The sequence below is a fragment of the Acinetobacter beijerinckii CIP 110307 genome (assembly GCF_000369005.1).
Lineage (GTDB): Bacteria > Pseudomonadota > Gammaproteobacteria > Pseudomonadales > Moraxellaceae > Acinetobacter > Acinetobacter beijerinckii.
This window is the reverse complement of sequence record NZ_KB849763.1, coordinates 221967-236603: the sequence shown is the minus strand read 5'-3', so window position 1 is coordinate 236603 and position 14637 is coordinate 221967. Positions and strand designations below refer to the sequence as shown.

The window sequence follows — 14637 nt, the reverse complement described above, 5'->3', positions numbered from 1 at the left end:
GTACATAATTTAAACGTTTGTCTTAAGGATTAGGACAATGAAGAAAAAAAATATTCTAGGATGTCTGCTCATATTAAGTCCATGTACTATGGCAATGCAGCCTATGGATGACAAAAGTCTATCTAGTACGACTGGACAAGATGGTATTAATATTTCGGTTAATAATTCAAAAGTTGAATTTAATCAAATTGCTGTCATTGATACAGATGGTTTGTCATACGGTGGCTATACAGCACCAAATTATACTAATCGTGCTGGTTTAATTATTGCCGGGATTGCTGGTCAAACGCCGACAACTGCAGGAAAGCCTAATCCGGTTGCTATAGTCGGTATAGACTCTAGTAATGCTGACACCTCACTGCCGACTATAAATGCAGTGATTGATACAGATAAAGGCACGGGTACAAATGGCGCGTTTGCTAATATTGCCTTGTCTTTTAGTGGAAATTATACAGGTTTTCGTATAAAACCATTTTCCATTTATACTGCTGATGCCAATAATATTTCCACAATTGTGGGTTCCAATTACACTCGGAAATCGATTTTTGATATTGCTTCAACTATCAAGCTTCAATCGGGTGTAAAAGAATTATTACGAATCAAAGATAATGTTGATATAAAATTTATTGCCTCTAATAAACCGACAATGAACATTCAACTCGGTGCTGCACCACAAGGGAAAATGATCAAATTTGGTGGAGCAATTGATTCGATTTGTGGTACAGGGACAGGTTGTAATTTCATGTTGGTTTCTGATTATTCAACATCAGGTGATCCAACGACTGCACCGATTGGTGCAAGTTTTGATTTACAGTTCAAAGCAACAAATGCAACTACAGGCTTTCGCCTTAATAGTTTTTACGCAGGTATTGAAGGGCAATCTAGTACAGAACAAGCTGGTTTGGTTTTTGGAAATACTGGCAAAACTGACGACTTTAATTTGAGTTTAAATAATATAAAACTTGGGAATACGATTGGAACACTTGACCCTACCGTTTTTAATGGTCTTCAGAATAATTCAATAGGTAATGTTGGAATGATTGGTGGTTCAGTCACTAATCTGAAAATGAAAATTAGCGGTATGTAATTAATTCTGATGTTAGATTTTAAAATAGGGAGTGTAACTCCCTATTTTTGATTTAAGTATTCAAGAATTTTATCAAGCTGCTTTTCCCGCTTTACCAGACTCCATAATTCTTGAGCTTCTGGATACGCTTTAGTCATCATGCCTAACCATTGTTTATAACGACCTATCATTCCAATTTCAGTTTTAAATTGTCCACTCAGAAAACGCTGTTGAAGCTCAACCAAGTTTTGCCAATATAGGACTGGAGTGTTTTTATTTTCTCGGATACATAAGGTTAAATCAGGTGTAGTCACAGCCCCCCGACCAATCATAATATCTTTACAGTGTGATTGTTCTATACAAGCTTTTGCATCGGTAGTACTCCAGATTTCACCATTCGCAATCACATTTATTTTGAGTGCTTCGGTAATCGGTTGAATCTTTTCCCAATAAGCGGGTGGGGTATAGCCATCTGCTTTCGTTCTAGCGTGAACGGTTAGCCAACTTGCACCTGCATCTTCAATAGCATACGCATTATCCAAGGTGTGGTTTTCATCTAAATAACCGAGACGCATTTTTGCAGAAACAGGGATATGTGCTGGAACTGCATCACGAACGGCTTTGACTAAGAGATGGACGGTTTCAGGTTCGTCTAACAATACAGAGCCACCGCGATGGCGATTGACTGTTTTAGCAGGGCAACCGAAATTAAGATCAATCGCAGGCGCACCTAACTCAACAACTTTTGCGGCATTTGCAGCTAACATCTCTGGGTTATTACCCAAAAACTGTACATGAACAGGTGTACCCGCTGCTGTTTTACCGTCATTTTTAAGTTCAGGGCAGAAGCTATAATAAATATGATCTGGAAGGATACTATCAGTTATACGAATGAATTCTGTCACGCACCAGTCGAAACTGCCAACATGTGTGAGCACATCACGCATAATTGGATCAGTTAGACCTTCCATTGGAGCGAGTACAAGTTTCACGGAGCATTACCTAGTCAAGCAAAAAAGGGTTTATACGCATTTTAAGATAAGCTGTCTAGTGTTTATTAAAATGTAAAAATTAACGTCCTAAAATCATCTCTAAAACAAACTTACTGCCAATAAATCCAATGGCGAGCAGTACAAAGCCTGTGATGGTGAAGCGAATCGCTTTGCGTCCACGCCAGCCAAATTTGTAATGACCAATCAGTAGTGCACCGTACAAGAACCAAGAAATAATACTAAAAGCTGTTTTATGTGCGAGATGTTGAGCAAAGAAATTATCAATTGTGAAAAAGCCAAATAATAGAGCTGCAGTAAGTAAACCAAAACCTGTAATGATTAAATCAAATAATACAGATTCCATGATTTGAAAAGGGGGAAGTAGATTGACCCAAATACGTTTTTTTTGTTTCTTTTTAAGTTCTCGATCCTGAAACCAAAGCAAGACAGCATGAATAGTTGCCATCAAAAGAACTGCATAAGCAGATAAAGATAAGATGATATGTAAATCTAAACCAAAACTATGTTGTTCAATAATTTGATTAGGCTGACCTAGCGCAAATCCTAAGATTAAACCAAAAGCTGCAACTGGCGTACCGATCAAGTTCAATGGCAAAATAGGGCGAATCAAACTCAGTATTAAGCTCAGTAATAACATCAACCCTGAAGTAAATGACATCAGGTTAAAGACATCGTAATTCACTCCTAAAGGAGTCAACATGTCTTGGTATAGTACTGTACCATGTAGTATCAGCCCTAGACCCACCATAAGACCATAACACCATAGATTCGGACTACGTTTTGACATCAAATGTATAAACAAATACCAAAAGGAACTGGTATACGCTATAAGGGCCAAAACGGTATAAACCAAGGGAAGACTGATCATGTCAAACCTTTTTCAGGAGTATGAATAATATTCGCCATATAAGATATAAATTCGCTTCGAACTACAGTATCCTATAGCATCTTACGCATAAATTTTCTATTTTAAGAAAGATTTTTTTGCAACTAGCCATTTTAAGCGGATTTCGCAATGTTTGATACCTTAACAGAACGACTCACACAGAGTTTAAGAAATGTTACTGGCTCAGGGCAGCTGACCGAAGACAATATTAAAGATACCCTACGTGAAGTACGTATGGCACTTCTTGAAGCCGATGTGGCGTTACCTGTAACTCGTGAGTTCATCGCGAAGGTTAAGGAAGAAGCACTTGGTCAAGAAGTAATGACTCAGCTTTCTCCTGGTCAGGCATTTGTAAAAATTGTCTATGATGAACTCACCAAGATGATGGGTGAGGCGAATGAGACTTTAGATTTAAGTGCAAAACCGCCTGTTGTTGTACTTCTTGCAGGTTTGCAAGGTGCGGGTAAAACGACAACGGCTGCAAAATTAGCGCGTTTTCTCAAAGAGCGTCAAAAGAAAAAAGTTATGACTGTTTCTGCCGACGTGTATCGTCCAGCAGCGATCAAACAGTTAGAAACTGTATCGAATGAAGTCGGTGTTGGTTTCATTCCTTCTGAAGCATCTGAAAAGCCAATTGATATTGTCAATCGCGCCATTGAGCAAGCAAAAATCCAGTTCGCAGATGTCTTGATTGTCGATACAGCAGGACGTCTACATGTCGATGAAGACATGATGGACGAGATTAAACAATTACATGCTGCGGTGAAGCCGACCGAGACTTTGTTTGTTGTTGATGCGATGACAGGTCAGGATGCTGCGAATACAGCAAAAGCATTTAATGATGCCTTAGCTTTAACAGGTGTGATTCTTACTAAGACCGATGGTGATGCGCGTGGTGGTGCAGCACTTTCTGTTCGTGCGATTACTGGCAAACCAATCAAGTTCTTGGGTATCGGTGAAAAACTAGATGCGCTTGAGCCATTCCATCCAGATCGTGTTGCGCAACGTATCTTAGGTATGGGTGACGTACTTTCTTTGGTCGAAGAAGTTGAACGTAAAATCGACAAAGAAAAAGCCGAAAAAATGGCGAAAAAATTGCAAAAGGGCGGAACCTTCAATTTTGAAGATATGCTGATGCAGTTTGAACAAATGAGCAAGATGGGCGGCATGATGGGCTTCTTAGATAAGTTGCCTGGTATGAGCAATTCTGGCATTCAAGATGCGATTGAAAAGGCCAACCCAGAAAAGCAAGTTAAACGTATGGAAGCCATCATTCAATCAATGACGATCAAAGAGCGTCGTAATCCTGATTTGATGAATCCTAGTCGTAAAAAGCGTATTGCAGCTGGCTGTGGTATGGATGTTGCTGAAGTGAATAAGTTAATTAAGCAACAAACACAAATGGCGAAAATGATGAAAAAATTTGCCAACCCATCAGGTATGAGCAAAATGCTGAAATCATTAGGCAATATGCAAAAGCAATTTGGTGGTGGCGGAAATATGGGTCCTTTATTTGGTAATAATGAACCAAAAAAATAAAGTTCATGAGTTATTAAGAAAGGCGCGTTATGCGCCTTTTTTATTTATATAATCGAGTGATGGGTTGTTTAAATTTAATACAAAAAATCTATATCTAATTTTTGATTAAAAGATAATACTTTTTATTAAGTCTATGTTTATATTAAAATTAGTGTTAATTATGTCACATAATTTGAAGAATAAAGTATTTATTTTACATAGTGAAAATGCTGATCCTGAACAGCATTGGTACATTTGGCTTGAACGACAACTCAAGAGTGAAAATGTTGAGGTTGAACGTGTTTTTTTAGCAGATGCATATCATCCTGAAGCTGAGATTTGGCAAACTTGCTTAGAAGCTCAACTCAAAGGAATAAATGAACAAAGTATCGTGGTGGCACATGGACTTTCATGTGTTGCTGCCTGTCAATTTTTAGCAAAAAAACTCAAACAAAATATCGTGATAAAAGCTGGTTTATTTATTGGCGCATTTAATGAACCCATCGCAAAACATGCCGAATATGATTCATTTATTCATCATCACTTTGAAAGTAATATTTTGAGAAGCAATATTCTCAGACGATTGGTATTCTTTTCGAGTAATGATCCGATTGTGCCAGTGCCACTCAGCTTCAAGTTTTCGAATTTATTAAATGCTCAACTCATCGAGGTCGCAGAAGCAGGGCATTTCCGTGCTGAAGATGGCTATACTGAGTTTTCACAATTATTAAATATACTTCAAACTTTAATCAAAGCCGAGTTGAGTTGAACATAGTGTTGTAAGCCTTTAAGCAATAAATCTGATTCGACTTGAGGTTGATGATGATTTAGAAATTTGGCAAATAAAGCAGCATCACCACCAGTTAAAATTAGTTTTTTGGGTGATTGATGCATAATTTGATCAATGGTGCTGATGAGACCCAATAGAATGCCATGATGAACTGCATCAACCGTATTATGGCCGGGGTTTAAGTTGTCAAAAGCTGAATCTGGAATCTTAATTCCTTTAGTATTTTGAATTAGTGAGTCTCTTTGCAGATACAAGTTTGGCAGAATATAACCACCTAAATGTTGTAAACCTTCGATCAAATCAATAGTCAACGCAGTACCACAACCAATCACACAAAAGTTTTGATTCGTTTTTGCCATCGCCAAAACTTGAAGCCAACGGTCGATTCCAAGTTGACTTGGTATATCGTAACCGCATTGCAAGCCAGCATATTGTGCATGAACTTTGGCAAAGATAATTGGAATATCCAAAATGTCGAGAATCATTTGAATACGTTGGTTATTTTCTGAATCAAGAACGGAAGAAATGCCCACACGACTTAAATTCTGATGTCGAAAGTGTTGTATTAATCCAAGTAATAAATCAGCAGGCGATTGAAGATGTAATTCTGCTGCATGTTCAATGACATTGTTATGTTCGGTAATCCAATATTTTAAGCGGGTATTTCCAATGTCTAGCCATAAACTTTTCATAAGATGGTTATTTCCTTAAGTCGAAGCCAGACGCATACGCCCTTGATAAAATGATTGAGTTTTATCGGTTTTGATTATAACAGCACCATCATTTGAGATCCCAAGAAATATGCCTTGAATCTTAGCTTGTGTATGTTCAAATTCTACCTTTTGATTTAACCAAATCGCATGGTGATTAAAACGTTCTGCTAAATTATAACTACCATGATCGAACCATTGAGCAGCTTGTTGAACCGCTGTGTAGAGCTCGGCAATTATCGTTAAACGATCAATATGATGTAATCCTAGCATGGCTAAAGAAGTAATAGGTTGATCTGCATTCTCAACGGCTGGAGTATTTAAATTAATTCCAACACCAATAATTGCTTGGTTGGTCGAGAGTGGCTCTACCAAAATTCCGCCCCATTTGCCTTGTGGACTATATAAGTCATTTGGCCATTTGACCTGTAAATTCAAACCTTGCAGGCTTGGCATTTGTAGAATATTTAATGCAGTTTCAAGAGCAAGACGCCCATCTAGCACATTTTGAGTTTGAATGAGAGCACTAAAATAAATATTCCCATCAGGTGAAGTCCATTCTCGCTGATGCTGCCCCCGACCTTGTGTTTGTTGTGCGCTACATACGAGTGCAGTTGTGATACCCTTCTGAGCAATTTCACGCAAGTCATCATTTGTTGATGTTGTGGTTGTTTTCAACAACACCACTTCAGGAAATTGGTTTTTTGCGTGTAATTGTTGCTGTAGCTGACGTGTAGCGAAATCATCCATCATTTTTACAAGTAGAGTGGTCAAGTGTTTATGGAGTTAATCATATATTTGCTCATAGGTGCAATTGCTGGATTCACTGCCGGATTATTTGGTGTAGGTGGTGGTTTAATTATTGTACCAATTCTTTATATTGTTTTTACTCAGATGCATTATGACCCAAATGTGATTATGCATATTGCAGTTGGAACATCGTTAGCAACCATTATTGTGACCTCGATTAGTTCAGTAATGGCACATCATAAAAGAGGTGCAGTGTTATGGCATGTTTTTCGTAATTTAGCGCCTGGACTCGTGCTTGGTTCATTTTTAGGTGCAGGTGTTGCATATATGATGTCAGGACAGCATTTACAATTAGTCATAGGGGTATTTGCTGTTTGGATGGCGTATAAGATGTTTAGTGGTGCAAATGCGCTGGTTGATCCGAATCGACATTTACCATCAGCGTCTTTACAGTTTGCAGCAGGTGGTGGCATTGGTGTTGCTTCGGCAATTTTTGGTATTGGTGGCGGCAGTCTAACAGTTCCATTTCTTAATCGTCATGGAGTGATCATGCAAAAAGCTGTTGCGACATCAGCTGCATGCGGTTTACCGATTGCAGTGGCTGGTGCATTAGGCTTTATGTGGTTTGGAGCTAAAGAAAAAGTTGATGTGCCAAATACGATTGGTTATGTGCATATTTATGCTTTTCTCGGAATTAGTGTCATGAGTTTTATCACGGCAAAAGTTGGAGCAAAAGTTGCACATCGATTATCAGCAGCGATGTTAAAGAAATGTTTTGCCGCTTTGCTTGTGGTGGTTGGCTGCTATTTTATTTATAAGGGGCTATTTTAAAAAATTTAAGTAATCAACCCATAATGCACTTCAATGGTTGCAATCAATGTTTCAACTAAGAGAAGAACATCATCTTGTTGTCTAGCATCTACAAAAAATAAAGGATAATTCAATTTCCGATTAGCGAGCCATTCTCTATAGATTGAAAGCGTACGTTCAGGTTTGCGATCAATATGGGTAATGGCAATCACAATGTTATTACCAAAAGGTTGGAATGCTTGAATATATTGGTCTAAATCGAGCAGTGGGTTTTCTGCTGCATGGTCAATCATAATAATTGTTCCGATTGCACCTTTGCAGATGACTGCCCAAATAAAATCGAAACGATCTTGACCTGGTGTACCATATAATCCAACTTTGATACCATCGTCCAAGGTTAGTTCACCATAATCAATACCGACTGTCGTGAGTAACTTATCGTGAGAAGCAAGGTCTGTGTTGAGTGCTTCAGTACTTACCACCTCCACTTCAGATAAGGTTTTGATCGCAGTTGATTTACCTGATCCCATCGTCCCACCAAAGACGATTTTGTATTGATGTAAAATCATATATATCCTTGGTTTGAAGTTAAAAACCTAAACGATGACGAAGACGACCAAACAGTTTCTTCATAAAGTGTTGTTCAGTTTCGGTTTGACTATTTTGAAGCTGGTATTTAGCTTGCTGATCTTTAATTAAATGTCCGAAATTGGTTACTAAGCACGCAGCAATAAAGTGTCGAACTTTTTGCTCAGAAAGATTTAATTGTTTTGCAACAATTGAAATTTGAGCACCTTGGGCAAAACAAGCTGACATGCGAAGAATATCTTGACGATCCATTTTAATCATTGGTTGTGGCCAAACATCAAGATAAAAACTAGAAGCTGATTGAGGACAAAGTTCTTCGAAGTCCATAGATGACCAAAGCAGATTCCACAGCCATTGTTTTAGATCTTGTTGACCACAATCGGTAATCCATTGTTGATCATTTTGAGTTGCATACGTGTAATTTAGGGAAGGGTCTGTCTGAAATGAGTTAAAGTCAGGATGTTGCCAAAGCCATTCGCTACGAGGGTCAGCAATTGCCAATAAACCATTATTATCGAATATTTGGATTTTTCCATTTTTAGGATTCTGGATTTCCTGCAAAACCTCTTTGATTTGTTTGCGGTGAAATGTATTACTTGGGTTTTGATTAACGCTTGCTGATTCAGAAGATTGAATTGAGGGTTCATTCAGGTGATCGCTGAGCCAATGATGTAGTGAGTGAAGATGATTCAGAGGAAGATACAAGGTTCCATTTTCAATAGAACTATTTTTATCCACATCATTTGCAATTTGTAGCACATTGATACTACTGTTTTTGATTAGACTTTTAATGTTTGGTGAATCAAAAAAGATATGATTAATCATTAATATATCAAGTTGTGGTTCAGCAATATTGCTCCAATTTACTTGCACATGACTCGGCACCACTGTTTGTATTTGTTCTTTTAAAGTATTCAATGTTCTGAGACTTAGCCCAAAAATTGCAATATTGACAGCTTGGTGGTGGACGCCCATGCGCTTTCTCAAAATATGATTGCTGATCTAGCAACAGATGATTGGTAAATGTGTTTATTTTAATAAAAATATTATTTTATGTGATTTATATCAACAAAAAATAGATGAATAAATAAATCTTTCAGATATTCGGTTAGCAGTATTAAAATCTTTTAAGTAGTTGATCTTAAAGTGTTGAAACACTATTTTTTAGTATAAATAATGCTCAAATTATAATTTTTAGGGTGGATTGGCTTAAAAAGCAATAAAATTGTCTGACAATGATATAGAATTTATCAGGCGAGATCAGTTAAAACAAAAAAGCGCAAACAGCATTGGACAATGCGTATAACAACGATAGCGAGGGGCTCATGAATCTCGAAGAGGCTGATAGTCTTTCTGAACAGATTGCAAAATATATTAGTGAACAAATTATTAGTGGTGAGCTGGTTGAAGGCGAACGCATTCAAGAGTTGCGTATTGCGAAAGAATTGGATGTGAGTCGTGGTTCTGTCCGTGAAGCATTGTTATTACTAGAACGTACTTATTTAATTGAAATTTTTCCACGTCGTGGTGCGATTGTTTCTGAAATGTCGGCGCAACAGGTAAAGGCTTTGTTTGACACCAATGTGATGGTGCTTGGACATATTGTGCAGCGGATCAGTGAAACTTGGCGAGTAAATGAAGCCGAACAGTTGCAAGCCTTATTAGATCAATTGGTTGAATTCGTTAGGACTGGAGATATTGAAAAATTCTACGATGCAATTTTCAAATATTTAGCAGATCAACATGATATGGTGGCAAATCCATACATGATGCAATTTTATAAAGAACTATTGCCATCACTACGTCGTAGCTATTTTTTAACCTTGAATACTTCGCGCAGAGAGCTACAAGAGTCCTTTACTCTGTTTAAACTGGTGATTGATGCTATTTTGATCCGAAAATCACAACAAGCTGCTTTATTTATGGAAGATTTTTGTCGACACTTGCGCAACCTTGTGTTGGAATCTCTGACACGTATGAAACAGATTGAATTGGCTTGGGCTAGACGCTCACGCCGCTAGTTAGGGCAGTATGCGTTTAAGCAGTTTAAAACTTTCAGGCTTTAAATCTTTTGCCGATAGTACAACATTACATTTTAAAGCCAACCGCACCGCTGTCGTTGGCCCAAACGGTTGTGGGAAATCGAATGTTATTGATGCGATTCGCTGGGTTATGGGCGAATCTAGTGCGCGTCAATTGCGTGGCGGTAGCATGCAGGATGTTATCTTTACGGGGACAGCCAAACGTAAACCCGTTGGTGTCGCTAGTGTAGAGCTTCGTTTTGACAATACCTATGGCAAGCTCGGTGGTGCTTATAATGCCTACAATGAGTTTGCTGTTCGTCGTCAAGTCACGCGTGAAGGTAAATCTGAATATTTTCTCAATGGTACTCGCTGTCGCCGTCGTGATATTACCGACATTTTCTTGGGTACAGGTCTAGGACCACGTTCTTATGCGGTGATTGAACAGGGCATGATTAACCGCCTAGTCGATGCCAAGCCAGAAGAAATGCGTATTTTTATTGAAGAGGCGGCTGGCGTTTCTCGTTATCAAGCACGTCGCCGTGAGACTTTACAGCATTTAGAACATACAGAACAAAATTTAGCGCGTTTGGACGATATTGCGGCTGAACTAAAATCACAACTCAGAACATTAAAACGCCAGTCTGAAGCCGCGATTCAATACAAGACTTTAGAAGGGCAGATCCGTACATTAAAAATTGAGATTCTTTCGTTTCAAGCCAATCAAAGTCAAAAGCTACAACAAGAATATACGGTTGAAATGACGGCGCTGGGTGAAAACTTTAAGTTGGTTCGTTCTGAGTCACAGACCATTGAACACGATCTTGAAGCAACCAGTGCTTTATTCCAACGCCTAATACAGCAATCTTCACCTTTGCAGCATGAATGGCAACAGGCCGAGAAAAAGCTGTCTGAATTAAAAATGACGTTGGAACAAAAACAGAGTTTATTCCAGCAAAATAGCAGTAGTTTGGTTCAACTTGAACAGCAAAAATTACAAACCAAGGAACGGTTACAATTATCAGAGTTACAGGTCGAAACTTTAACGACTCAATTTGATGAGCAAAACGAAACCTTACTTGCCTTAGAGCAGCAAACACAAACGGCTGAGCAAAATTTTAGTGACGTTCAAGCGCAACAGAAGCAAGCACATCAGCAATTTGAACAACTGAAAACTCAAGTCGATCAGCAACAACAAAAAAAGTTGCAGATGGCCGCGCAAATTGAACAGCTCGGTAAGAACGTGCTGCGGATTGAGCAGCAAAAGCAGACCTTACAAACGCAAACCACTCAGATTCGTGCTCAGGTTCAGGATGATGAACAGGCGCAATTAGAACAATTGCAGCAGCAACTGCAACAAGAAATTATTGCGTTAGAAACTGCGATTGAACAATTACAGCAGGATGTTCAGACTAAGCAAGATCAACAACAGTCGAACAAAACGGATCTGCAACGCCTGAAAACAGAAATTCAGGTTCTATTGGCTGAACAAAAGAACTTAAATCAGCTGGTCGCAAAGCAAAGCCCGAAGCAGGATCAACATGCAGTTCGATTGATGCAAAGCCTACGTTTAAGTGCTCAAGCTAAAGCACACGCAAGCATTATTGAGAAGTTCTTAGCCAAATGGTTGCAAGCGCAGTTGATTGAGAATGGGCAAGTCTTCCAAGAGGGTATCTCACGACAGTTAAAATCATCACAACAGCAGCCTGTTCAAATTGCAGAGCTGACCTGTTTGAGTGAATGGATCGAGGCACCACAATCTTCTTTATGGGCCAATGTCGCCGTTGCAGAAGATTTAACCACAGCTTTGCGATATCAAGCGGATCTCCAGCAAGGACAATCGATTTTGACGCTTGATGGTTATCATGTCGGTGCTGATTGGATGATTGGTCTGCATTATGATGAAGATAGCCAAACTGCGCAGGGCATACTCAGCCATCAAGTGCGTTTAGAGGAAATTGAACAGCAACTGGTACAGAAGCAACCGAAACTTTTTGATTTCGAACATCAGGTTTCGCAACAGCAGCAGGCCATGCAACAGCAGCAACAGCACTTGCAGCAGCAACAACAAAATCTGAAACAAAAGCAAAAAGAGCTGCAACAGCTAGATGTGCAAATTGTCAAACTACAAAGTACGGCACAGGCCTTTGTATTGCAGCAACAGCAATTGGCAGATCAACTAAAACAGCTTGATCTACAGCTTGAAGAAGATGCTATGCAGCGTGATGATCTGGAGATTGATCTACATGCGCTTGCATTGAAATTAGAAGCAGTGTTGCCGAACTATAAGACGCTACAGTTTCAGGTGGAAAACTTGAATGAGCAGTTGGATGAGCAACAGCAGCAGTTGACTCAACAGCAACAACAACGCGAAGCTTTACGTCGCCAGACTTCGCAAGCCAATCAGCAAATTGAGTTGTTAGAGAAAGATATCTCATTCCTAAAAACACAATATCGTCAAATCATCGAACAAATCGAGCAGGCGAAGAAGTTTGTTGATCCGATTCAACTTGAATTGCCGAATTTAGAGTCACAATTCCAACAGCAATTCCAGCAAACGGAAAAGTTACAGAAAACATGGAATGAATGGCAGCTAGAACTGAATCAAGTGCAAGAGAAGCAGCAGCAACTCACAGAACAACGTCATCAAGCTCAACAGAAAGATGAGCAGGTGCGTGAGCAGTTGGAACAAAAGCGTTTAGCATGGCAGGCAGCAAAATCAGATCGTGAACATTATACGGAACAGCTCAAAGAATTAAATACAGAAGCTGTATCTGATGTTTCGATTGAAATTAAAGATCATCAACAGAAACTGGAAAAAGCGCAGCAGCAATTTGAAAAAATTGGTGCGGTGAATTTAGCGGCTTCACAAGAATATGAGGAAGTGGCACAGCGGTTCGATGAGCTGAGCCATCAAATGCAAGATCTACAAAATACTGTTGATCAATTGAAAGATGCCATGAAAAGCATTGATCAAGAAACACGAAAGCTATTTATGACTACTTTTGATCAGGTGAATCAGGAATTACAGTTGTTGTTTCCTAAGGTTTTTAATGGTGGTGAAGCAACGTTAAGCTTGGAAGATGATTGGCAGTCTGGAGTGAAATTGATGGCAAGACCGCCAGGAAAGCGTAATAGTTCTTTGGCACTATTGTCTGGTGGTGAAAAAACCCTAACTGCATTGGCTTTGGTTTTTGCCATATTTCGATTAAATCCTGCACCATTCTGTGTTTTAGATGAGGTTGACGCGCCACTTGATGATGCCAACGTACAGCGGTATTGTAATTTGGTAAAAGAGCTTTCTGAACAAGTGCAATTCATTTACATTACACATAATAAACTGGCGATGACCATGGCAACGGATTTACTCGGCGTGACCATGCCAGAACCAGGTACATCAAAATTAGTGACTGTCGATTTAGAACAGGCAAAAGAATACGGGTTAGTTGCGGAGTCATAGTATGGAAATGAATACAATAATAGGCATTGTTGTCGCCGTTGTGATTATGCTCGTTGGTTTAATAATGATTTTAAGAAAACCTAAACCAGTCGAGCCGTCGTTAGAAGCGGAGTTATATATTAATCCCGAAAGTCAGCAACCCGTTATTCCACGTCATGTACGTGATCAACTTTTACAAAATGAAGTGGTCACTACAACCGAACGTGTGGAACCAAGTTTTAAAACTGAACCGTTAGAAACGAAACCGTCAGTAGAAATGCCGACTACAGAAAAGATCCCAGAAGAAAAGGCTACAGAATCGATAATCGCAGATGAATCAGTTGCTGAATCAAATTTAAGTGTAAATAAGCAAGAAACAATCTCTGAATCCCAAACTCAAGACGAAGTTGAAACTCTTTTAGAAACTGTAGCGAAAACTGAACATACTGATGCAGAATCAGAACTTAGCTTGAATCCAAATATAGAAACAGTTGCTATTGAAGAGTTTGATGGTGAAAGTAATATTTTGGATGTGCATTTGCATGAGCAACAACGCTACGATGATGAAAGTGCATTGGCAACAGCAGAGCAGATTATTGCCCTGAATGTCTATCCAAATCCGCGTCGTGCATTGTCAGGGGATAAAGCTCTAAAAGTACTATTAAAATACGGCTTACGTTTCGGTGAAATGTCATGCTTCCATCGTTATGAAAATACTGATGAGCCAAGCCCATTAATGTTTTCTGTGCTGCGTATGACCGACAATGGCCCAGCAGGGTTTGATTTAGAAACTCTATCAGGTGAGCAAGTGCAAGGTCTTGCATTCTTCTTGGCATTACCTAATAGCAAAGCGATCACAGGTTATGACATGATGACCAGTATTGCGGGTTTAATTGCGCGTGAAGTAGATGGTAAAGTCTATGATGAAAATAATTTAGAGTTTACGCCGCAGTTGAAAGAACATTGGCGTCATCATGTGATTGATTATCGTCCAAATCAAGCAACAGTCTAATGAATCTTTTATAATAAATTCAGTAAAAATTATA

13 protein-coding genes are annotated in these 14637 nt (G+C 39.0%); 7 read left to right on the top strand and 6 right to left on the bottom strand.

Going from position 1 to position 14637, the window contains the following annotated elements; genetic code table 11:
• The first annotated feature begins 37 nt into the window (after positions 1-37).
• A complete protein-coding gene (locus F933_RS01115) occupies positions 38-1087 on the top strand; it encodes a DUF6160 family protein (RefSeq protein WP_005057616.1) in 1050 nt (349 codons plus the stop codon).
• Between the two features lie 41 nt (positions 1088-1128).
• Here F933_RS01115 and F933_RS01110 read toward each other — a convergent pair whose 3' ends face one another.
• Positions 1129-2058 (bottom strand): tRNA dihydrouridine synthase, encoded by a 930-nt coding sequence (locus F933_RS01110; protein WP_005057614.1) that lies wholly within the window; start codon positions 2056-2058, stop codon positions 1129-1131.
• Between the two features lie 79 nt (positions 2059-2137).
• The gene (locus F933_RS01105; protein WP_005057613.1) at positions 2138-2947 is read right to left on the bottom strand and encodes a cytochrome C assembly family protein; all 810 of its coding nucleotides are present in this window, start codon (positions 2945-2947) and stop codon (positions 2138-2140) included.
• A gap of 147 nt (positions 2948-3094) precedes the next feature.
• On the opposite strand from F933_RS01105, the gene ffh reads away from it, so the two are divergent.
• Together ffh and F933_RS01095 are read left to right on the top strand one after the other, a co-directional pair.
• Positions 3095-4504, top strand: coding sequence for a signal recognition particle protein (gene ffh, locus F933_RS01100; RefSeq protein ID WP_005057611.1), 1410 nt, complete (start codon positions 3095-3097; stop codon positions 4502-4504).
• Between the two features lie 160 nt (positions 4505-4664).
• Positions 4665-5252: an RBBP9/YdeN family alpha/beta hydrolase gene (locus tag F933_RS01095; RefSeq protein ID WP_034710276.1), complete on the top strand. Its 588-nt coding sequence runs from the start codon at positions 4665-4667 to the stop codon at positions 5250-5252.
• Here the strand turns inward: F933_RS01095 and F933_RS01090 are convergent.
• Positions 5222-5965 carry a pantothenate kinase gene (locus F933_RS01090; RefSeq protein ID WP_005057608.1) on the bottom strand — a complete coding sequence of 248 codons (744 nt, stop codon included), beginning with the start codon at positions 5963-5965 and terminating at the stop codon, positions 5222-5224. The two genes, F933_RS01095 and F933_RS01090, sit on opposite strands and share 31 nt — an antisense overlap.
• Positions 5966-5980: 15 nt before the next feature.
• Positions 5981-6757, bottom strand: a complete 777-nt coding sequence (locus F933_RS01085) for a biotin--[acetyl-CoA-carboxylase] ligase (protein ID WP_034710275.1) — start codon at positions 6755-6757, stop codon at positions 5981-5983.
• Between the two features lie 6 nt (positions 6758-6763).
• Between F933_RS01085 and F933_RS01080 the strand changes: the two genes are divergently transcribed.
• Positions 6764-7564, top strand: coding sequence for a sulfite exporter TauE/SafE family protein (locus F933_RS01080; RefSeq protein ID WP_034710289.1), 801 nt, complete (start codon positions 6764-6766; stop codon positions 7562-7564).
• Positions 7565-7569: 5 nt separating this feature from the next.
• On the opposite strand, the gene F933_RS01075 is transcribed toward F933_RS01080, so the two are convergent.
• Positions 7570-8112 (bottom strand): GTP-binding protein, encoded by a 543-nt coding sequence (locus tag F933_RS01075; RefSeq protein WP_005057604.1) that lies wholly within the window; start codon positions 8110-8112, stop codon positions 7570-7572.
• Between the two features lie 19 nt (positions 8113-8131).
• Positions 8132-9106 (bottom strand): hypothetical protein, encoded by a 975-nt coding sequence (locus tag F933_RS01070; protein ID WP_005057602.1) that lies wholly within the window; start codon positions 9104-9106, stop codon positions 8132-8134.
• 350 nt (positions 9107-9456) lie between these two features.
• Here F933_RS01070 and F933_RS01065 point away from each other — a divergent pair, with 350 nt between their 5' ends.
• The 3 genes from F933_RS01065 to F933_RS01055 are packed head-to-tail and all read left to right on the top strand — an operon-like array spanning position 9457 to position 14603.
• On the top strand, positions 9457-10152 hold the full coding sequence (locus tag F933_RS01065; RefSeq protein ID WP_005056644.1) for a GntR family transcriptional regulator: 696 nt from the start codon (positions 9457-9459) through the stop codon (positions 10150-10152).
• A 10-nt stretch (positions 10153-10162) separates the two neighbouring features.
• Positions 10163-13612 carry a chromosome segregation protein SMC gene (gene smc / locus F933_RS01060; protein WP_005057600.1) on the top strand — a complete coding sequence of 1150 codons (3450 nt, stop codon included), beginning with the start codon at positions 10163-10165 and terminating at the stop codon, positions 13610-13612.
• Position 13613: 1 nt separating this feature from the next.
• Positions 13614-14603 carry a cell division protein ZipA C-terminal FtsZ-binding domain-containing protein gene (locus tag F933_RS01055; protein ID WP_005057598.1) on the top strand — a complete coding sequence of 330 codons (990 nt, stop codon included), beginning with the start codon at positions 13614-13616 and terminating at the stop codon, positions 14601-14603.
• Positions 14604-14637 lie beyond the last annotated feature (34 nt).